The sequence below is a fragment of the Celeribacter baekdonensis B30 genome (genome assembly GCF_000299875.1).
Taxonomy (GTDB): Bacteria; Pseudomonadota; Alphaproteobacteria; order Rhodobacterales; family Rhodobacteraceae; genus Celeribacter; species Celeribacter baekdonensis_A.
On sequence record NZ_AMRK01000018.1, the window covers coordinates 38,190 to 58,073 of the forward strand.

The following is a 19,884-nucleotide window of genomic DNA, read 5'->3' on the forward strand; positions in this document are numbered from 1 at the left end:
TTCATTCGGATGTTTCACCATGAGGTTTACGTGGGCGGGTTAACGTCCCGCCGACATTTGCATGACGATGCCCTGATAATTTGGCGACAGATATGTGACAGCCGCCTCACGCAGGCTGTAACAGCTTAAGGTCGCGGCTCTGCAGTTGGCCGATCGAATGGATCATCTTGCCACCACAAAATGTGGCGCTCACACGCGTCAGCGGGCCACGTTCGACCAGCGCCAAATCGGCACGCAGTCCGGGTTCGATCCGCCCGCGATCCGTCAGCCCCAGTGCTTTGGCCGGATTGGCCGTTACCAAAGCCGCCGCCCCCGCAAGCCCTTTTGGATCGCTTTCGGCCAAGGTCATCACCGCCGCCAACATCGCCGCCGGGTGATAATCCGCCGCGAGAATGTGCAACAGTCCCTTGGCATGTGCCTCACGCGCTGAAAGATTGCCGGAATAACTCTGACCGCGCATCGCATTTGGAGCTCCCATCGCGTTCAGCAGCCCACGCGCAGCGGCGGCCTCGGCCGCCTCACAGGTGACCGGAAACTCGCTGATCACCGCGCCCATTTCGGCCATTAAAAGCGCCTTTTTGGCACTGTCATCATCATGGCTCGCAAGCGCGACACCGTGGCTTTTGCAGAGCTTGGAAACCTGACGGAGATTGTCGAGAATAACCTCCTGCGGGCGGGTGCGCTCCGCGATCCTGGTGCTCACGACCTGTCTGGCTTCGGTTTCGGACATGCCGTCGCGTGTGGCGATAAGGCTGATATGACGCTCGATGTCGCGATACTGTCCCTGACCCGGCGTGTGATCCATCACGGAAACCAAATCGACTTGCTCATCGGCGATCAAATCGGCCAGCACCTGCACCGCATTCGCATAGGTGATGTCAAAGCGGGCATGGATGCGATGGTCGACGCGGCAGGACCTGCGCAGCCGGTGCAGATCACGGATGACTTGGCTGGTGTGTTCAAACGAGCGCCGTTCGCCAATTCTTGCCGCCCGCGAAAAACTCACCGCCGCATAAGCCGTGGTGATCCCCGCCGCGGACAAGCGCGCATCCAGATGCGACACAGCCACCTCCATCGGGAAATCGACCCGAGGCCGGGGTTCCAATTCGGTTTCGATCATGTCGCCGTGCATGTCGATGAAGCCGGGAAAGACCAGCGCCCCGCCACAGTCGATGCCGTTTGAAACAGGCCGTTCGGCGATCTGGGCGATCAACCCGTTTTCAATGCAGAGCGCGCCGTCGGTGAGCACACGATCCGGCAAGACGAGGGAAAGATTAGACAGCCACATCGGCGCGGTCCTCCATGTTGGGGGCATCAGGGGTCAGGTCAATGACTCGGTCAATCAGGTGCTCGACGTCATCGGGATGGTGAAACACACCGATCATCGCGGTGCCGTTTTGTTTGAGCTCCTGCAGACGCGCGACCAGAGCCACTCGCGCATGTGCATCGAGCGAGGCAGTCGGTTCGTCCAAAAGCAACAGCTTGCGGGGCAAGATCAGCGCGCGGGCGAGGTTGACCTTTTGCTGCTCTCCGCCTGAAAACGTCGTGGGATAGGCGCGCCAGAGGCTGTCTTTGACCCCGAAAGCCTTGAGCCAATAGCGCGCCTTATCCAGGGCCTGTGGCGCGCTGTGCCCGGCCATGCGCAGCGGCTCTGCCACGAGATCTTCGGCCGAAACCCTCGGGCGTGCCACAAGGAACTGAGTGACAAACCCGATCTCGGTGCGTCGCAGATGGGTCACATCCACGTCGGCGGCGCGCAACAGGTCGATCACCCCGTGATCCGAGTGAAATAGAACCTGACCCGCCTGCGCCAGATAGCTGCGATACAGGGTGCGCAGCATCGTGGATTTGCCCGCGCCGTTTTGACCCTTGAGCAAAAGAAATTCGCCCGCGTTCAGATCAAAAGAAATGTCGGAAAACGCCGCCATCTGACTGCCCAGATGGTGCATGGTGAAGCCTTTGGTCAGGCCTTGGACGTGGAGAATGACACTCATAGCTTCGCATGCACCAATTGTTGTGTGTAGGGATGTTGCGGGTCTTGGAAAATCTGATCGACCAACCCCGCTTCGACCACTTCGCCGCGGCGCATGACCATGACGCGGTCGGCCAAAGTGCGGATCACCCCCAGATCATGAGACACGATGACCATGGTGATATTGCGGTCCTGTTGCAGCCGTTTGAGCGTATCGAGCACCAGCGCCTGCACACTGACATCCAATCCGGTGGTCGGCTCATCCAGCAACAACAGCGCAGGTTCAAGCGCGATCGCCTTGGCCAATTGCACGCGTTGCTGCATGCCGCCCGACAATTCGATCGGCGGTGCATCAAGGCGTTCAAGTGGAAATTCGGACGCCGCCAATGCGGCGCGCGCCTTGTCGCGCAACACCGAAAACCGCCGCTCTCCGGCAATCAAAAGCCGCTCGGCCACGTTGCCGGAGCTGGAGTGTTTCATCAAAAGCCCAAGATGCGGGTTCTGATACACGATACCGATCTTGGTTGCGCACAGCATCCGGCGCGCGAAACGGCCAAGCTCAAACAGGTTGCCCTGTACATCGGGCAGATCCAATGTGTAGCTGCCGCTGTCGGGAGTGTCCTCAAGGTTCATCATCCGCAGCAGCGTTGATTTTCCGGAGCCACTTTCCCCCACAATCCCAAGCACTTCGCCGGGAAATACCTCGGCTGAGACGCGGGTCACTGCCTGCACATCGCCATAGGTTTTGGTGACATCGCGCAGAGTCACCAAAGGCCGCGTGGTGACGATGCGCGGGGCGTCGAGTGTCAGGGTCATTCCACCATCTCCCCATTTTCATACCATGTTTTGCCCAAGGTGACCGCGTCGCCTATGCCCTGTTGGATGTGTTTCACGCCAAAGCCACTGTCGGACAGTTCATAGGCGGAACTGCCATCCTCTTGCGGGATTTCGTTCATGAAAAACCCTTTGGCGCCGGAGCGGGAACAGGTCAGATCATGGTGCTCTTCGACCTTGTAGGGCACATCATCAAAGACCAAAGGTTCAACGCGAGTGTAGGGAGGGACGGCAAAAATGCGCTTTTCGCGACCCGCGGACAGGATCGTCAAATGCTGTGCCATGTTCAGTTTTGGCACGTCCCAACGCGGGATCGGCGAAGGGGTCATGACGTGACGACCATTGACCATCGAGGGGTAGCTTGCGCCCTGCATCACCCGCCCGGATCGGACGATTTGTTCGTATAGTTGTAGCCACATTCGGCCATAATCCGCGTCGGCATGCATTTGACGCGCGACCGACATATTGGGCTGAACCGGGCGCAGAGGCTCGGGGTTGGGCACTTGCAGCACCAGGATTTGATCCTCGTTCAGTTTTTCTTCCGGGATGCGGTGTCGTGACTGAATCAGATCGGCCTGAAGCGTATCAAGCGTGGTGGGCGCACCGGAGACTCTGGCCAAAAAATGCCGGATCGACGCGGCGTTGACACTGTCGTCAGCGCCTTGATCAATCACTTTGATCCGCATGTTGGGGCGAATGAGGGTCAGAGAAACCTGCAATCCCCCCGTCCCCCAGCCCCGTGCCATCGGCACCTCGCGGCTGGCATAAGGCATCTGACAGCCGGGCACCGCCACGGCTTTGATCATTTTGCGCCGCATTTCGCGCTTGGCAGAGGCGTCCAGAAAGCCGTAACTCATCGGCTCCCAGGCGCGGGATAAGGTTTTGAGGCTTTGTGGCGTCACACTCATTGCGCAGGTTCCTTTGAGGTGGATGTTTTTTCTGCCGTTTTGCTGGTCTTCTTGGCACTGCGCATCGCATCCAAAGAGGATTGAAATGTCACATAATGCGGCAGTTTGAAGTGGATGCAGAACCCCGAGCTTTCCACGCCTTCGGTATGATAGAGGTAGAATTCCTCCTCGGTGGGCGACCCTTTGGGCGCGCCTTTGCTGTTGAGATCCAGCGTGGCGGCGGAGATGCATTTGACCTCGTTCCAGCCCAGCGTGGCGGCAAAGCCAAGCTCAAGCGTGTCGCCTTTTTTTGACACGACCTCGGCCTGAGACACCTTGACCCGTCCTGCCGAAAAGGCTGTGCCTTTCGGGTGGGTCACGATGATCTCAGCCTCGCACAGGCGCAACTCGTTCACCGTTGGATGGGCCTGGCCGTAGCCGCGCATCGCCGCATATCCAAGCGCCAAAGTCGCGCCGGTGTCTGCCCGCGCCAGGCTTTGCAACCTGTGCGCGCGGGTGGCCGGAAACAAAACCGGCTCACGGGTCACATCGGGAATGTCCTCGGGGGCGGTCTCATCGAAACCGGGCATTTCCACCAGATCATTCTCCGCTTGCCACGCCGCAACCGAAGGCTGATGCGCGGGGGCGGGCGTGGCCGCGGGGGTGACCGGGGCCGGGATATAACGTGCGCCCTCAAGCACATCGGTTGCGATGATCCGATGGGAATAGTCCAAGGTCGGGCCAAGCACCTGACCGCCGGGAATGTCTTTGAACGCTGCCGAAATGCGACGATGGGTAAACAGGGTCCCCTGGTCAATCGGGCGGGCCACATGCAGTCGCGGTTGCGTCGTGCGCCACGCGCGCAACAACAGAACCGCCTCATATAAGTCGCCCCCCGCCTGCGCCAGAGCCAGCGCGGCGAGGTCTTCGTCATAAAGCGAGGCCTCGCCCATCACCCGGTCGATCAGATAGGGCAAGGCCGTTTTGATCTCGGCCACCCGTTCGGGTGTGATCTCGCCCATCTCGGCGCGAAACAACCGCTCCGCCTGTTCAATCGCCTGTTCTCCGCCGCGCGTCGCCACATAGGCCATCAGAGCATCTCCACTTTGGTTGACCGTGGCAGGCCCAAAACCCGCGCGCCGTCGATGAAAAACACATCAAACCCCATCGGGTATTGGATGAGATCGCGGCGCAGTGACCAAAACCCCTCCGGCACCCCGCCGATATGAATGCATTCCTCTGTCTCAATCCCGGGCCCGGTGAGACGCAGACGCGATCCTTCACCAAGGCGCGCGCGGATCACCACACTGGCCCCACCGTCGGGGTAGAGGTCGGAGCCGGTCGACAGGGATTTCAGGCCATCCAGATCGGTGAGCATGCCCAGAAACACATGATCGGCGCCCGCCAGCGCTGCGATACGCGCGCCGGTTTCCAACACTTTGGGCATCAAAAGCGGGTCGGCGCAGAAGACATGACATTCGCGGTCGATCAGCGCCTCAATGATTTGGGCTTCGCCTCGCTCGGGTAAATCGCGCAAGCGGCCGGGACGGCTCATCGACCAAATCAGGGCCTCGAATGTGGCATTGGCGCGGGTTTCCTCACGCGAGGGTGTGGGGGCTGTGCGCATCAGAACGTCTCCATATCAACGCGGGTCGCTTCGACCCGGCACAGGGTGTCATGATCCTGCGCCTGCTGCATTTTTGCCTGCTCGCTGACAAAAGCTGTGCAGTCCGCCACCGCACGGCCCGCGTCCAGCGCCAGATCGACAAGTGCCATGGCCATGGCCGCCTCAAGATCGCGCCCCCGTCGCATGCCGTAGCCTTCATGCGCCCCCATTCGGATATGCGCCTCGCTCACAAGCACCTCGCCAAGATGAAACCCCGTGCCCTGCGCTGTGTCGCGCATCGGCAACATGACCAGTCCGGTTCGACTTGAAAGCACTTCGACCGGATCAAGGTGATCAAGCAGCTCCTCGCCAAAGGTCTTGATCGCGCAGGCGTCGCTGCGCGCCAATGTGGTGAGGCATAGGTTATGCGGATGGGTCATCGCCTTAGTCCCTCTCGTTTGTCATGGTGAATTTGACGCGCAGCGCCGACCAGATGACTTCGCTGAAACTCAGCGCCGTACCATCCAAAGATTGGTCAATGGCGCGGACGACAATGACCGGGGTTTGCGGGTGCTGACGTAAAAGTTTGGCCTCTTCCGGGCGGGCAAGGCGGCTGTGTAAAGTGGTTTCGGCGCGCAAATAATCGGTGATGCCGTAGGATTTATAAGTCTCGGTCACCGAGCCGATCAGATCACGCCGGGTGACAAAATCGGGAAAGCGTTTGGCGCAGCGATAGCCGGTCCCCATGTTGATCGGCAGCGTGTCAGCATAGGTGATGCGGCGGCTTTTTTGCACGGGAGCGCCGGGGAGCAGGCCGAGTGCGCGCGCGACCCGTTCGGAGGCGGCGGTTATTTCAGCGCCCAGCAATTCACCTGTCACCTCGACACCTTGCGAGTTCAGGTTGCGGTGCAACCGTGTGCGCGTTCCGATCGCATATTCAAGCATCGGGCCGGATTCAACAAAGGTGCCGCGCCCCTGTTCGACGCTGACACTGCCTTCGCGTGCCAGTTCAGCGATGGCACGACGCACAGAATGGCGTCCTGCCTCATATCGCGCCGCCAATTCGGGTTCGGTCGGAAGCCTGTCCCCCGGTTGCAATGTGCCATTTGCGATGTCTTGTTCGATTGCGTCACAGATGCGCCGCCATTTCTGAGTGATCATTGTCCACCATCATTCATTCGGATGAATGTGGACTACGCCGTGTTGGTAACATGCGCATGACGCCACCGCAGATTTTGATCACGATCTGTATGGGGCGAATTGTTTGAGGTTATGCAAACCCTCGGCGCAGCGCGGAGGCCTCGTCGTTATGATCTGTCAAAAAGCGAAGGGGGAGAGTTACGCGTCCAGATCGCGCGGCACCACAAAGTCGACAACCGGATTCACGCCAAATGCGATCTCCGACCACGTCGGGGCAGCCACGTCAAACACTGTGGTGGCACAGGTCGGGTAGCGCGCAAAGTCTTTGTGCCGCGGCGCTCTGTTGGCAAAGCGTGCGGCAAACTCGCCAACGCCGGGGTTGTGGGCGATCAGCAAAACCGTATTGCCCTCGGCCTGTTTCAAATGGGACATGATCCGCCTGTCAGAGGCGAGATAGAGCGTGTCCTTGACCTCGACATTGGCGCAAAGACCCATGCCGTTGGAGAGCCATTCATAGGTTTCACGCGTGCGTGCGGCGGCAGACACCAATACCTCATCGGGTAGATAGGCTTTGTCCCGCAACCAAATCCCCATGGCGGCGGCGTTGCTTTGGCCGCGGGCATTGAGCACCCGATCAAAATCGTCGCTCAGAGGATCATCCCAGCTCGATTTTGCATGTCGCATCAGGATAAGGCGCAGGCCCATTATGTGCCGTGCGGTTTCATGCTGGGTTGGCTGTCGCGAATAAGCGAACCCGCACCGTGTTCGGTGTAAAGTTCCAACAAACAGGCATTGGGTGCGCGCCCGTCCAAGATCACCACGGCGCGCACCCCGGCGCTCAACGCGTCCAGCGCGGTTTCGGTTTTCGGGATCATGCCACCGGCGATGATGCCCTCTTCGGTGAGGGCGCGAATTTGTTCGGAGTTGAGCGAGGTCAAGACGTTGCCATCCGCGCCTTTGACGCCGGACACATCGGTCAAAAGCAACAGGCGATCGGCCTTAAGCGCACCCGCGATGGCGCCGGCGGCGGTGTCGCCATTGACGTTAAATGTCTCGCCGTCGCGACCCGCGCCCACAGGCGCGATCACCGGAATGAGGTTTTCATCGCCAAGTTCCTTGATGATCGAGGGGTCCATTTTGACTGGCGTGCCGACAAAGCCCAAATCGGGATGCGTTTGTTCGCAAATCATCAGGTTCGCGTCCTTGCCGGAAATCCCGACCGCGCGCCCACCTTGGCTATTGATTGCCTGAACGATGCGTTTGTTCACAAGGCCGGACAGGACCATTTCGACGACCTCAACGGTGGCCTTATCGGTCACGCGCTTGCCGTTGACGAATTCGGATTTGATGTTCAGATCGGCCAAAAGTTTGTTGATCATCGGGCCGCCGCCATGAACGATCACCGGTTTGACGCCAACCTGCTGCATCAACACCACGTCGCGGGCGAAACTTTCCATCGCCTCGTCAGACCCCATGGCGTGACCGCCAAGTTTGATCACCACTGTCGCGCCTTCGTAGCGCTGCAAATAGGGCAGGGCTTGTGACAATGTGCGGGCGGTTGCGATCCAGTCTCTGTTCATGTCTTGCGTCTTCATTTCCCGGGAGTCCATTGGAGGGGTTGCTCCTGAGTATCGCGTTCCCGGGCGCGGGTGCAAGGGTCGCTTACACCAGCGTTGCGATCACGGCGCGCAGAACATCAATGCCCCAGCCCTTTTCCGAGGAGGTGACGATCAGTTCCGGGTAGGCGGCCGGGTGTTTTGCCACTGCCGTGCGTACTTGCTCGAGGATCGCTGCGCGCTCCACCTCTTTGACCTTGTCGGCTTTGGTCAACACCACCTGAAAGGTCACCGCGGATTTGTCGAGGCGGTCCATGATCTCCTCATCCACGGATTTGACCCCGTGGCGGCTGTCGATCAGCACAAAGGCCCGGCGCAACGTGGCGCGGCCAGACAGGTAGGCCTTAAGCAGGCGTTGCCATTTTTCGACGGTTTGGATCGGGGCTTTGGCATAGCCATAGCCCGGAAGATCGACGAGGTAATGACTGTCTGAGGCGGTGAAAAAGTTGATTTCTTGTGTCCGACCCGGTGTGTTCGAGGCACGTGCGAGCGCCTTATGCCCGGTCAAAGCGTTGATCAGGGATGATTTGCCGACGTTTGAGCGGCCTGCAAAGCAGACTTCAAGGCGGTCATCGGGCGGCATGCCGTCCATGGCGACCACGCCTTTGACAAATTCGGTCTGTGCCGCAAACAGCAAGCGGCCCTTTTCAAGGGCCGCCGCGTCAGGATCCGCAATGGGGAAACTTAGGTTCATCTGGTGTGGGACGCCCTATCAGGACGCCCCCTCCTTTTTCTTAAGCCGCAGCGAGCGTAACACGTTGCCCAAAACATCGGGTTTGTGCCCGTGGCTGCGCATGATGAGATACTGCTGTATGAATGTGATCGTGTTGTTGCAAATCCAGTAAAGCACCAGACCCGAGGCGAAGTTGCCGAGCATGAACATGAACACCCAAGGCATCCAAGCCATGATCATCGCCTGCGAGGCGTCTGTGGGGGCCGGGTTCAGCTTTTGTTGCAGCCACATCGAGATACCGAGGATGATCGGCAAGATCCCGAGCGAGATGATCGCAAAGGTGGTGCCGGCTTCGGGGGCTGCGAAGGGCAGAAGACCGAAGAGGTTCAGGATCGAACTTGGGTCCGGTGCGGACAGGTCTTTGATCCAACCGATCCACGGGGCCTGGCGCAATTCGGTGGTGACGATGATCACCTTGTAGAGCGAGAAGAACACAGGGATCTGCAAGATCAGCGGCAAACAGCCAGAGGCCGGATTCACCTTGTTGGTCTTGTAGAGCTCCATCATGCCGCGCTGGAGTTTTTCTTTGTCCTCGCCTGCGGAGGCTTTGAGCTTTTCCATCTCCGGCTGAAGCTCTTTCATCCGCGCCATGGAGACGTAGGATTTATAGGCCAGCGGGAACATGATGCCTTTGAGGATCAGCGTCAGCAGAACGATCGACCAGCCCATGTTGCCAATCAGGCCATTGAGGGCGTGAAGAATGCGGAAAATCGGCTTGGTGAAGAAGAAGAACAGACCCCAATCGGTCGAGTCGCTGAACTTATAGACCCCATCTTCGGTCTCATAGTTGCGGATGGTTTCCCATTCTTTCGCCCCAGAGAACAAGCGCGAGGTGATTTCAACGGACTGGCCTGGCGCAAGTTCGATTGTCGGGTAGCGTGCAACGGTCCGATAGACGTCGGCGCTTTCCTGATAGGACACGACGGAGGTGAACGCATCGCTGGAATTTGGGATCAGAACCGTCATCCAGTAGTGATCGGTAAAGCCGACCCAACCGTCTTTTTCGACATCGACGATTTCGGCGTGCTGGCCCCAACGCGGGTCCGCATCCAATTCGGTGAACTTGGTTTTAAGCATCGAGCTTTTGAAGCTGATCTCTTTGAGTTCTTTGCCGGACTGACGAATTGCGCCCTCATGGACGAGCAACCGGGTCAGGTCTTCGGGCTTGCCAATTTTCACAACTTCGTTGTTGGCCGCCATGCGGGCCGGAGTGGCGCCGTTGTTTTGCACGGATTGGGTGACCGTGAACATGTAGTTCTCGTCAATGGCGATGTTCCGGTGGAAAACCAGCCCCTTGCCGTTGTCCCAAGCCAGTGTGACGGGGGCATCCAAAGACAGAACGTCACCGCTTTCTACGGACCAGGTGGTGTTTGCACCCGGCACGTCAGAGGAGTCCAAAGCGCCACCTGGTGCCCAGCCATACAAGGCATAATAGGGGCTCTCGCTCCCGACCGGGCGAAGCAAGGTGACGATCTCGTCACTGTCGAGCGCGACTTTGTAGTCTCTGAGGGAGAGATCGTCGATCCGCCCGCCGACGAGTGAAATGGACCCTTCCAGACGGGGCGTTTCGATGGTGATCCTTGGCGCATCTGGCACTTGTTGTGCCGTTGCGCTGTTCGCACCTGCCACCTCGGTGCTTGCGTCTGCGCTGGGTGGTGTCAGAGCGACAGATCCCGCACCAGCCTGATCAACCGACGTCACCACTGGGGCGTTGGGGTCCACAACAGGTTGGGGAGCTGGGAAGAAAATCTGCCAGCCAAGCAAGACAGCGCCGCTCAACACTACGGCAAGAATCAGGTTCTTGTTTTGATCGTCCATGAAGGCCGCCCGATTTTTGGAAAATAATCTTGGCTGGTTCAACCCGTCCAAGGCCGGAAGGTCAAGCGGTTTTGGCTATTTCTTTTGGAAAATGCAGCAAAGTGATCAACTGGCGCGTTTTCCAATCCGGGGCGTTTCGGCCAATTTGCGTTTATGAACGTCCATCCATTCAAGTGTTTTTTCAAACGCCATCGGTCGTGAAATGGAGAAGCCTTGCACATGACCACAGCCAAGTTGCGCCAGCATGGCATGTTCGCCAACGGTCTCAACCCCCTCGGCAAGTGTGTCCAATTCAAGGCGTTCGGCCATGGTCAGAATGGCGGCAAGCATGTTTTGCTGATCGCGATCCAGATCGCAGCGCGTGATATAGGAACGGTCAATCTTGATCCGCTTGACGGCAAAGCGCCGGATATTGGCGATGGAGGCGTGGCCCGTGCCATAATCGTCAAGGTCAATGCCGCAGCCCATTTCCTTCAGAGCCCAAATATTACGCGTGATGGTATCATTATCGGAAGAGGCAATGACACTTTCCAAAATTTCAACGCTCAGTCTGGAGGGATCGAGTTCAAACCGATCGAGTTCCCAACGGATCTTGTCCACCAGTTTCGGATTTGCGAGATCGGATGGCGAGAAATTGACCGCAACAGAGGTCACATGAAATCCAGCCTTATCCCATGTTTTCAAAGACATGAGAGAGTGGTATAGGATGACCTCGCTCAGGCGCTCAGTCAGGCCCAGCTCATCGATTGCCGAAATGAAGTCGCCGGGATTGATGATGCCTTTTTCCGGGTGGTGCCAACGTGCCAGAGCCTCCATCCCGGACACCTCACCGGTGTCGGTGGAGATTTGGGGCTGAAACCACGGCACGATTTGACCGTTTTCCAAGGCGTCGCCGACATCGGCCAGGATCGTTCCGCGATCAAGTGTTTTTGGGGTGAGCGAGGGCGTGAAGGCGCGAATCGAGCCGGGCCCATTGTGACGTGCGTCCAATAAAGCGATCTCTGCTGCATCTAAAAATGCCTGCCCTGAACAGGCGGGGGCGCGGTTTGGCATGCAAAACCCGATTGAACAGGTTGCATAAACCTTGGTTGCATTCAGTGTGTAAGGCTCAGACAGGGCGGCCTGTAGCCGGGAGGCCAATTGAATCAGGGTTTCGAGATCAGCGCGACGCACCGGGGCGAGGCCAATGGCGAAACGCGCGCGCTCTAAACGCGCGACAACATCATGTTCGCGCAGCGTGTTCACCAACCGATTTGCGATCGTTTTCAGCATATTGTCGGCAGCATCGGCTCCCCAATTGGCCTCCAATGCGCGATAATCATCAAGATCAATGACCAAACACGCGGTGGTTCGACCGGTGACATCCCGGCTGTCCAGAATTTGATCCAAGGCATCAATGACGGTAGGCCGTAGAGGCAAGCCCGTCAAACCGTCGCGCGCCTGCGTCGGGTCGCGGGTGAACGACGAAGCAAGCGATGGAAGTGTGCCAATTGCCGCGAAAAGCGCAGGGATGAGCAAAGCCGCGATCACCAAAGCAGTTTCCCCGCCAAACCAATAAGCGCTGAGGCAGATGGCCGGCATGAAAGCCAGAGTTTGAGGCCCCATCAGGGCATCGCGCAGGCGGCGAAGCTTCGCGGTGATGTGGCGCATTGGTGTCGTCCCGGTCTTGTGTCTGGCGCAAAGGGCGCTCTCACTCAGGACCTTGAGCCAAGAAAGTGGCCGTGCGGTTAACGCAGCTTCGGGATTTCCATAGAATTTTCTAGATTTGTTCCAATTTTCTCGTCATCCGTTAACGAAAGCCCAAGGAAATCAAACAATTTCGGGTCCAGCATATGTGAAGGGCGGATATTGGTCAGCGCTTTGAACATGACTTGACGCCGTCCGGGGCTGTTCTTTTCCCAACCGTCGAGAATCTGTTTGACCTGCTGGCGCTGAAGCCCGTCTTGGGAGCCACAGAGATCACAGGGAATGATCGGATAGTTCATTGCGCGGGAGAATTTTTCACAATCCTCCTCCGCCACATGGGCCAGCGGGCGATAGACAAAAAGATCGCCCTCTTCGTTGACCAATTTCGGTGGCATGGTCGCAAGGCGGCCCCCATGAAACAGGTTCATAAAAAACGTCTCAAGAATGTCATCGCGGTGATGGCCCAGCACCACAGCGGTGCAACCCTCTTCGCGGGCAATCCGGTACAGATTGCCGCGACGCAGGCGTGAACAGAGAGCACAAAAGGTCCGCCCAGCCGGCACTTTATCCATGACGATGGAATAGGTGTCTTGGTACTCGATGCGATGCGGCACCTGCATTTTCTCGAGGAACTCAGGGAGAACCGTGGCGGGGAAGCCCGGCTGACCCTGATCCAGATTGCAGGCCACAAGCTCCACCGGCAACATGCCACGCCATTTCAACTCATAGAGCGCGGCGAGCATCGTGTAGCTGTCCTTGCCGCCGGACAGGCAGACCAACCATTTTGCGCCACGTTCCACCATGCCGTATTGCTCAATCGCCTCGCGCACATTGCGGATGATGCGTTTGCGCAGCTTTTTGAACTCCGTCGTGGACGGGGCACCGTGGAAAAGCGGGTGAATGTCGTCGAGATCATCGAGCATGGCGGATCACTCCTCGGTGCTATCTGGGGCGCCATCGTGTTTGACGTGGTCGTGGTGGCAATGGGTGTGGTGGCAATGGGTGTGGCTGTGTGGCTTTTTCGGGTCCGGTACAGGGTCATAGCCGGTCCCACCCAGCGGATGGCATCGGCCAATGCGGCGAATGGTCAAATAGCTGCCCTTGAGTGCGCCGTGTTTTTCCAGCGCTTCCATCGCATAGGCGCTACATGTCGGTTGATAGCGACAATTGTAGCCAATCCACGGGCTGAAAATAAGCCGGTAAGCGCGCACGGGGAGGGACACGACATAGGCCAGCGGAGTCATCGTGTGTCTCCGTGCACCTTGCGCATCGCGTATTTCAGGTCTTTGAGCAAAAGATCAAACGGGCGCGCGCGGGTGTCGGCCTTTTTGCCGATCAGCACATAATCCCAGCCCTCTCGTCCCATTTCAGGAATGACAAGGCGGGCGGCCTCGCGCAGGCGCCGTTTGGCGTGATTGCGAAACACCGCGTTGCCGACTTTTTTGGAACAGGTGTAGCCGACGCGAATGCCGCTTGCGGTCTCGCCTTCGCCCCGTTTGCGTCCCTGAAGCAAAAAGCTCGACGTGCCCTGACGCCGCGCACGCGCAGCCTTCAGGAAATCGGCGCGTTTGCGCAGCGTGTCCATCTGAGGTTTTGCATTGGCATCGGCGCATGACAAAACCGCCGGTCGCGGACCTGCGGCTGTGGCGCTTGCCTCTGCCTTGGGTGCGTCCGGCGGTGTCATTTGGTCTCGCCCCTAAAAGTCTAAACTCTCAAGGATGTCCCGGTCGCAGACTTATGCGCAGAGGGACTTACGGCCGCGCGCACGGCGGGCGTTGAGAATTTTACGGCCAGCTTTGGTCGCCATACGGGCACGGAAGCCATGGCGGCGCTTGCGGACGAGGTTGCTCGGTTGGTAGGTGCGTTTCATCGCGCCGTCTCCATCGGTTGATCAGGGCCCAAACCCCCAAAGAACGGGGATTCGAAGGCGGTAAGTGTTTCGAAGCCCAGCCAATAGGAGGGCAGCGGGCGCTTGTCAATTCACATGCGACGTATTTCTGTAACAAACTGCCCCGATGTCGGGGAATTTGAGAGCAGGGCATCACTGCCGCGTGAGCCGGGCGTAAAACGCTGGTCACTGGCCGCTTGATTGCCCATTTTGCAGGAAATCGCGCAAATTCATAGCCAAAAGGATTGCATCTTGGCCGAAGCTCCCTCCTCGACACAGCGCAAACATCTTGTGCCGCTGCTGGTGCTGCTCTGTTTGGCGCTCGCTTTGGCCTATGTGTTTCGTGATGCCTTGAGCTATGAGGCGCTGTCGGAGAATCGGATGCGCCTGATCGCGCTGCGCGATGCGCATTATGCGCTCACCGTCTTGGGATTTGTCGCCGCCTACACGGTGATCGTCGGGTTTTCCCTTCCGGGTGCCACAGTCGCGACTCTCACAGGCGGCTTTTTGTTTGGCACGTTCCCTGGCGTGATCTTCAACATCACCGGCGCCACATTTGGGGCCTCGCTTTTGTTTCTGGCGGCGCGTTGGGGGCTTGGCGAGTGGTTGGCATCAAAACTGGATGCCTCCGAAGGGCGCATTCACAAGATCAAGCAAGGCATCGACAAAAACCAATGGTCGATGCTGTTCCTGATGCGCTTCATGCCGGTGGTGCCGTTTTTCGTCGCCAATCTTTTGCCGGCCCTGTTCGGCGTGGCCTTTCATCGCTTTGTGATTTCCACCGCCCTTGGCATCATTCCCGGCGCTCTCATTCTGACCTCTGTGGGGGCAGGATTGGGCGAGGTGTTCGATCAAGGCGGTCGGCCTGATCTGAGCGTTTTGTTTGAACCGAAAATCCTCCTGCCGATTCTGGGTCTGTGTTTGCTCTCAATCGCGCCTATGCTGATCAAAGCACGACGCAAGGAGCCATTATGAAACAGATCAAAACAGACCTCTGCGTGATCGGGGCGGGCTCCGGCGGGCTGTCGGTTGCGGCAGGTGCGGTTCAGATGGGGGCGCGGGTCGTTCTGATTGAAAAAGGCGAGATGGGTGGGGATTGCCTCAATTATGGCTGTGTTCCGTCCAAGGCGCTGCTCCATGCTGCATCGAAGGGTATGAGCTATGCCGACGCGCTCACCCATGTTCACAAAACCATCGACATTATCGCGCCGCATGACAGCCAGGAACGGTTTGAGGGGCTGGGCTGTACCGTGATCCGGGCCCATGCGCGGTTTACCTCGCCGGATGCGGTGGAGGCGGGCGAGTACCGCATCAAGGCTCGCAGGTTTGTCATCGCCACCGGCTCGCGTCCTATGGTGCCGCCGATTGAAGGCATCGAAGATGTTCCTTACCTCACCAATGAGACGCTGTGGTCGCAACCCGCGTTGCCGGAACATTTGGTGATCCTGGGCGGTGGTCCGATTGGGATTGAAATGGCGCTGGCGCATCGGCGTTTCGGCGCGAAGGTCACGATTTTGGAGGCCGGTCGTGTGCTTGGCCGCGATGACCCCGAGGCCGTCAAGCTGGTCAAAGAGACGTTGATCGCGGAAGGCGTGCAAATCCTTGAGCATTCCACCGTGGTCAAGGTCGCGACGGAGCCGGGCGGCGTGGCTTTGACCTTGCAGAAGGGCGCCGTGTGTCATGGCTCCCATCTTTTGGTTGCCACCGGGCGCATTGCCAATTCCGAATCCCTGTCGCTGGAACATGCCGATGTGGATCGCAATCGTGGAGGCATCAAAGTGAATGCCCATCTGCGCACCTCCAATCGGCGGGTCTACGCCATTGGCGATGTGGGCTCGGGCACGCCGCAATTCACCCATGTGGCGGGCTATCAGGCCGGGGTGGTGATCCGGTCGCTGCTCTTTGGCCTGCCGGCGAAAGCCGCAACCCATCATATTCCCTATGTCACATACACCTCACCCGAACTGGCGCAAATTGGCCTGACAGAGGCGGCGGCACGCAAGACCCATGGTGAGGCGCTTGAGGTGTTGCGCGCGGACTACGCGGGCAATGATCGCGCCATTGCGACCGAGCGGGCAGGGCGCGGGTTCATCAAGCTGATGGTGGTCAAAAGCCGTCCCGTGGGTGTCACTATTGTCGGCCCTGATGCGGGTGAGCTGATCTCGCTTTGGTCGCTTGCGATCGCCGCAAATCTCAAGATGAGCAAAATTGCGGGCATGGTCGCGCCTTATCCCACATTGGCAGAGCTTAACAAACGCGCGGCAAGTGCCTATTTTACTCCCAGACTGTTTGACAATGCCAAGGTCAAAACAGTGGTGAAACTGGTTCAACGGCTCCTGCCGTGAGCCGCGTCTAATAAGGGATGATGACCATTCTTCGATTTCTAAACTCGCTGACCGGGCGGTTCCTGATGCTGACGTTCATCTTTGTGATGGCGGCAGAGGTCATGATCTTTGTGCCCTCGGTGGCGCGGTTTCGCGAAGATTTCCTCTTGTCCCGGCTGGAGCGCGCCCAAATTGCCTCTCTGGCGCTTTTGGCCAATGACAGCCTCGATATGGACCTCGAAGACGAACTTCTGGCCAATGCGGGTGTTTATAACGTTGTGCTGCGCCGCAATGAAATCCGCCAGCTTGTGCTCTCCTCCCCGATCCCCGAACAAATCCACGCCACCTATGATCTGCGCGAGGCTGGGGCGTTTGAACTGATCCGGGACGCGATGATCACCCTGTTTGATCCCGAAGAACGGGTGATCCGGGTGATTGGCGATCCGGTCAAACAAGCCGGGCTTTTGATCGAGGTGACGCTGCCCACAGCCCCTTTACGCGTCGCGATGATCGACTACGGCGTGCGTATTCTTGCCCTCTCTGCCGCGATTTCGTTTTTCACCGCCTTTTTGTTGTTCCTGGCCGTGCGGGCGCTTTTGGTGCGACCAATCAAACGGGTGATCGGGGCGATGACCTCCTACACCCAAGCGCCCGAAGACGCCCGCCGGATCATTCAACCCTCCGCCAAAGTTTCTGAATTGCGCGAGGCGGAAGTGGCGTTGAAGGCGATGGAAACCGAACTGACCTCTGCGCTGCGCCAAAAGGAACGTCTGGCGCAATTGGGCGGAGCGGTGGCCAAAGTGTCCCACGATCTGCGCAATATTTTGACCACGGCACAGTTGTTCACCGACCGGCTTGAAATGTCGCAAGATCCCGGCGTGATGCGCTCTGCGCCCAAGCTGGTGAACTCGATCCAACGTGCCGTCAACCTGTGCGAATCCACCTTGGCCTTTGGCAAGGCCGAAGAACCGGCCCCGGCGCTGGCGGGTGTGCGTCTGGCCGAATTGGTGGGGGAGGTGATTGAAGGCGAACGGCTGACCATTGAGGATTTCGATCTGTCCTTTGCCGAAGACGTGCCCAACACCATGGTCATCCGCGCGGACACCGAACAAATGTATCGCGTGCTCTCAAACCTTGTGCGCAATGCCCGTCAGGCAATTATCGCCACGGGCAAGCCCGGCGAAATCTCCGTGGCGGCCTTTGAGGATGATGACGAATGGGTGCTGAGTGTCACGGACACCGGGCCGGGCCTGCCGATGAAGGCGCGTGAACACTTGTTCCAGCCGTTCCATGGCGGCGCACGCAAGGGCGGCTTTGGGCTTGGCCTGGCGATTGCCGCCGAACTGGTGCGTGGTCACGGTGGGCGGCTCTTACTGGAACGCAGCGACACGTCGGGGACGGCCTTTGCCATCCATCTCCCAAAAGGCTACGCACAATCGCCCTCTGATGCGAAAGCGCCCGATGCCGAAACCGCCGAGGCCGCAGAGTAAGCCAAATAAGTTTTCAAAAAAGCGCATTGGCCTCTTGCGTCCCCCCGCAACACTCGCTAAATCCGCCCTCACAGTGCACCCGTAGCTCAGCTGGATAGAGTACCTGACTACGAATCAGGGGGTCAGAGGTTCGAATCCTCTCGGGTGCACCATTTCACAAATTGTAAGATGCCAAGCAAAACCGACTTTTGTGACAGGTAGCTGACCCAGGCGGCGGAATTTCCTGAAATCATAGCAGCGTTGCTCCGTTGAGCAGGCGATCGTAAGATCCGGCCAATCCAGTCTTTGCCTGATCTCGGAAGCCTCGCTTGGTCAAAAGCCTACCCGCCACTCCCGGAACGAACTTCCCGCAGTTGCCGCTGACGGTGGCACATGCCGCGTGTGAGCCCGCTACTTCCTTGCTGTCGCGGCTTGCGGCCAGGAACGGCGCCGTTTCGATGCAGAGGTTTTGCGGCGACATTGCCTTTCCGATTGATCCACTCTTTCGTGGTGAGAAGGTGGCCATAGAACAATTGGCCCAGCTTGCAGGGTGTGACCTGGGCGCATTGGAGCGGGTGTCTATCCGTCACCTCGGTAAAGGCCATTTCCGTCTGAGGGAAGAATTCGCCTCCCTTCAGAGCTTTCAGCGCACGCGCATCCGCGTCTGCCCGGAGTGCATACGGTCCGAGATGCCGTCAGCAGCGGAGTCGTGGCGCGTGCCGCGTCGCCTCCAGTGGAAATTCTCGTCGATCAGGAGCTGCCCGAAACACAGCTGCATGCTCATCAGCATTCCAGCCGAGAAATTTCACAAGGACGCCAGAGACTTCGCGGCGCAGCTGCGAAAACACCACGGTTGGATTTTGGATCAGCCGGTGCTCAAGGCGACTCCTAGTCCTTTCGAGGCATATCTCTCGAACCGCATCCTGAGCGGGCGGGGCGACCGATGGATCGACCGCCTCGAACTCAACGTGGCGTCGCGGGCGTGTGAAGTGCTGGGCCTGCGTATCGCAAAGGGGCCAGATGCTGTGCTGTCGGGGCACAGTGAGCCAGACTGGATGGGCTATGGTGCCTTGGGCTACGACACACTGAAAGACGGACCTGTAGCCCTTTCCAATTGTCTTGCCGATATGGCTCGCGAGGACGTCGTGGACGGCAGGTTTTTCGGTCGACTCTTTGGCCCCTGGATGGCGTGGCTGAAGAGCCGGAGTCTCGGCGATGAGTTCGAGCCCCTGCGTGACGTCGTGCGGCGACACGTCTTTGATAATTTTTCCGTCAGAAAAGGGGTGCTGGTGCTTGGCGTGCCTTCGGAGGGAATGACTTCGTTGAATCTACAGAAGTCGGTTTCGCTGAAGGGGTTCGCCAAGCGCAATGCGGAGGATCTGATTTACCGAGGTCTCGCAACGCGTGAGGCTAGTGGCGATATCGTACCGATGAGTTTTGTTACCCTAGGAATGCTCGACGCCTACGAGCGCGAGAAGAAGTTCTTTCGAAACGCAAAGCGTTCATCTGAAGGTGGAAAATCCAGAACATTTGTTTCGGACGAAACCAATGCGGCAGGGGAGAGCCGCCTTTCCATCGGTGACGCCGCCGGGCAGTTAAGAGTGACGGCCAAAACAGTAGGGTATTTGATTCAACATGGAATGTTGTGCGGAGTGGATGCCTCCGAGCTATACCGCCGAGGGGCGACCGTTGTCACAACTGACAGTTTGGCGCGCTTCCAAGAGAGCTTTATTTCCTTGGGCGAGTTCGCAGAGCTCGTGCAGCGCCCACAAGGCTCACTTTCGATGAAACTTAGAAATGCCAATGTGGCCCTGTTGGCGATGCCCCATGATCTGAGCCGGATCTACTGGCGCGAGGATGTAGATGTCTATTTAACAGCTGAAAGATGACCATTTCGGCCCAAAGCCGACC

Annotated in this window: 21 protein-coding genes and 1 tRNA gene; 5 read left to right on the plus strand and 17 right to left on the minus strand. The window is 58.4% G+C overall.

The window, feature by feature from the left end; all coding sequences use genetic code 11:
* Positions 1-106: 106 nt before the first annotated feature.
* The 17 genes from B30_RS20010 to rpmH form a co-directional block, all read right to left on the minus strand.
* Complete coding sequence (locus B30_RS20010) at positions 107-1,288, minus strand: alpha-D-ribose 1-methylphosphonate 5-triphosphate diphosphatase (protein WP_009574055.1); 1,182 nt, start codon at positions 1,286-1,288, stop codon at positions 107-109.
* Positions 1,275-1,994, minus strand: a complete 720-nt coding sequence (locus B30_RS20015; RefSeq protein ID WP_040403046.1) for a phosphonate C-P lyase system protein PhnL — start codon at positions 1,992-1,994, stop codon at positions 1,275-1,277. Before B30_RS20015 ends, B30_RS20010 begins: the two co-directional genes overlap by 14 nt.
* Entirely contained in the window at positions 1,991-2,788 is a 798-nt protein-coding gene (locus B30_RS20020; RefSeq protein WP_009574057.1) for an ATP-binding cassette domain-containing protein, read from the minus strand. Before B30_RS20020 ends, B30_RS20015 begins: the two co-directional genes overlap by 4 nt.
* Entirely contained in the window at positions 2,785-3,714 is a 930-nt protein-coding gene (locus tag B30_RS20025) for an alpha-D-ribose 1-methylphosphonate 5-phosphate C-P-lyase PhnJ (protein ID WP_009574058.1), read from the minus strand. The genes B30_RS20020 and B30_RS20025 overlap by 4 nt, the downstream gene beginning before the upstream one ends.
* Positions 3,711-4,784, minus strand: a complete 1,074-nt coding sequence (locus B30_RS20030; RefSeq protein WP_009574059.1) for a carbon-phosphorus lyase complex subunit PhnI — start codon at positions 4,782-4,784, stop codon at positions 3,711-3,713. The genes B30_RS20025 and B30_RS20030 overlap by 4 nt, the downstream gene beginning before the upstream one ends.
* A complete protein-coding gene (phnH, locus tag B30_RS20035; RefSeq protein ID WP_009574060.1) occupies positions 4,784-5,320 on the minus strand; it encodes a phosphonate C-P lyase system protein PhnH in 537 nt (178 codons plus the stop codon). The genes B30_RS20030 and phnH overlap by 1 nt, the downstream gene beginning before the upstream one ends.
* Positions 5,320-5,739, minus strand: a complete 420-nt coding sequence (locus tag B30_RS20040) for a phosphonate C-P lyase system protein PhnG (protein ID WP_009574061.1) — start codon at positions 5,737-5,739, stop codon at positions 5,320-5,322. Before B30_RS20040 ends, phnH begins: the two co-directional genes overlap by 1 nt.
* A gap of 4 nt (positions 5,740-5,743) precedes the next feature.
* Positions 5,744-6,460: a phosphonate metabolism transcriptional regulator PhnF gene (gene phnF, locus B30_RS20045; protein ID WP_009574062.1), complete on the minus strand. Its 717-nt coding sequence runs from the start codon at positions 6,458-6,460 to the stop codon at positions 5,744-5,746.
* A 177-nt stretch (positions 6,461-6,637) separates the two neighbouring features.
* Positions 6,638-7,144, minus strand: coding sequence for a SixA phosphatase family protein (locus B30_RS20050; RefSeq protein WP_009574063.1), 507 nt, complete (start codon positions 7,142-7,144; stop codon positions 6,638-6,640).
* Positions 7,144-8,034 (minus strand): acetylglutamate kinase, encoded by an 891-nt coding sequence (argB, locus tag B30_RS20055; RefSeq protein WP_009574064.1) that lies wholly within the window; start codon positions 8,032-8,034, stop codon positions 7,144-7,146. The genes B30_RS20050 and argB overlap by 1 nt, the downstream gene beginning before the upstream one ends.
* Before the next feature lie 67 nt (positions 8,035-8,101).
* Positions 8,102-8,749: a ribosome biogenesis GTP-binding protein YihA/YsxC gene (gene yihA, locus B30_RS20060; RefSeq protein ID WP_009574065.1), complete on the minus strand. Its 648-nt coding sequence runs from the start codon at positions 8,747-8,749 to the stop codon at positions 8,102-8,104.
* Positions 8,750-8,767: 18 nt separating this feature from the next.
* Positions 8,768-10,606, minus strand: coding sequence for a membrane protein insertase YidC (gene yidC / locus B30_RS20065; protein ID WP_009574066.1), 1,839 nt, complete (start codon positions 10,604-10,606; stop codon positions 8,768-8,770).
* 105 nt (positions 10,607-10,711) lie between these two features.
* Positions 10,712-12,256 carry a putative bifunctional diguanylate cyclase/phosphodiesterase gene (locus tag B30_RS20070; RefSeq protein WP_009574067.1) on the minus strand — a complete coding sequence of 515 codons (1,545 nt, stop codon included), beginning with the start codon at positions 12,254-12,256 and terminating at the stop codon, positions 10,712-10,714.
* Positions 12,257-12,333: 77 nt separating this feature from the next.
* A complete protein-coding gene (gene ttcA, locus B30_RS20075; protein ID WP_009574068.1) occupies positions 12,334-13,215 on the minus strand; it encodes a tRNA 2-thiocytidine(32) synthetase TtcA in 882 nt (293 codons plus the stop codon).
* 6 nt (positions 13,216-13,221) lie between these two features.
* Entirely contained in the window at positions 13,222-13,536 is a 315-nt protein-coding gene (gene yidD, locus B30_RS20080) for a membrane protein insertion efficiency factor YidD (protein ID WP_009574069.1), read from the minus strand.
* Positions 13,533-13,976, minus strand: coding sequence for a ribonuclease P protein component (gene rnpA, locus B30_RS20085; RefSeq protein WP_009574070.1), 444 nt, complete (start codon positions 13,974-13,976; stop codon positions 13,533-13,535). Before rnpA ends, yidD begins: the two co-directional genes overlap by 4 nt.
* A 51-nt stretch (positions 13,977-14,027) precedes the next feature.
* The gene (gene rpmH / locus B30_RS21875) at positions 14,028-14,162 is read right to left on the minus strand and encodes a 50S ribosomal protein L34 (protein ID WP_009574071.1); all 135 of its coding nucleotides are present in this window, start codon (positions 14,160-14,162) and stop codon (positions 14,028-14,030) included.
* Positions 14,163-14,432: 270 nt separating this feature from the next.
* On the opposite strand from rpmH, the gene B30_RS20090 reads away from it, so the two are divergent.
* From B30_RS20090 to B30_RS20110, 5 genes are all read left to right on the plus strand, one after another.
* Complete coding sequence (locus B30_RS20090; protein WP_009574072.1) at positions 14,433-15,155, plus strand: TVP38/TMEM64 family protein; 723 nt, start codon at positions 14,433-14,435, stop codon at positions 15,153-15,155.
* Positions 15,152-16,525 (plus strand): dihydrolipoyl dehydrogenase family protein, encoded by a 1,374-nt coding sequence (locus B30_RS20095; protein WP_009574073.1) that lies wholly within the window; start codon positions 15,152-15,154, stop codon positions 16,523-16,525. Before B30_RS20090 ends, B30_RS20095 begins: the two co-directional genes overlap by 4 nt.
* A gap of 20 nt (positions 16,526-16,545) precedes the next feature.
* Positions 16,546-17,994 (plus strand): sensor histidine kinase, encoded by a 1,449-nt coding sequence (locus B30_RS20100; protein WP_009574074.1) that lies wholly within the window; start codon positions 16,546-16,548, stop codon positions 17,992-17,994.
* Between the two features lie 75 nt (positions 17,995-18,069).
* Positions 18,070-18,146, plus strand: a tRNA-Arg gene (locus B30_RS20105).
* Between the two features lie 156 nt (positions 18,147-18,302).
* The gene (locus B30_RS20110) at positions 18,303-19,862 is read left to right on the plus strand and encodes a TniQ family protein (protein ID WP_226946345.1); all 1,560 of its coding nucleotides are present in this window, start codon (positions 18,303-18,305) and stop codon (positions 19,860-19,862) included.
* Positions 19,863-19,884 lie beyond the last annotated feature (22 nt).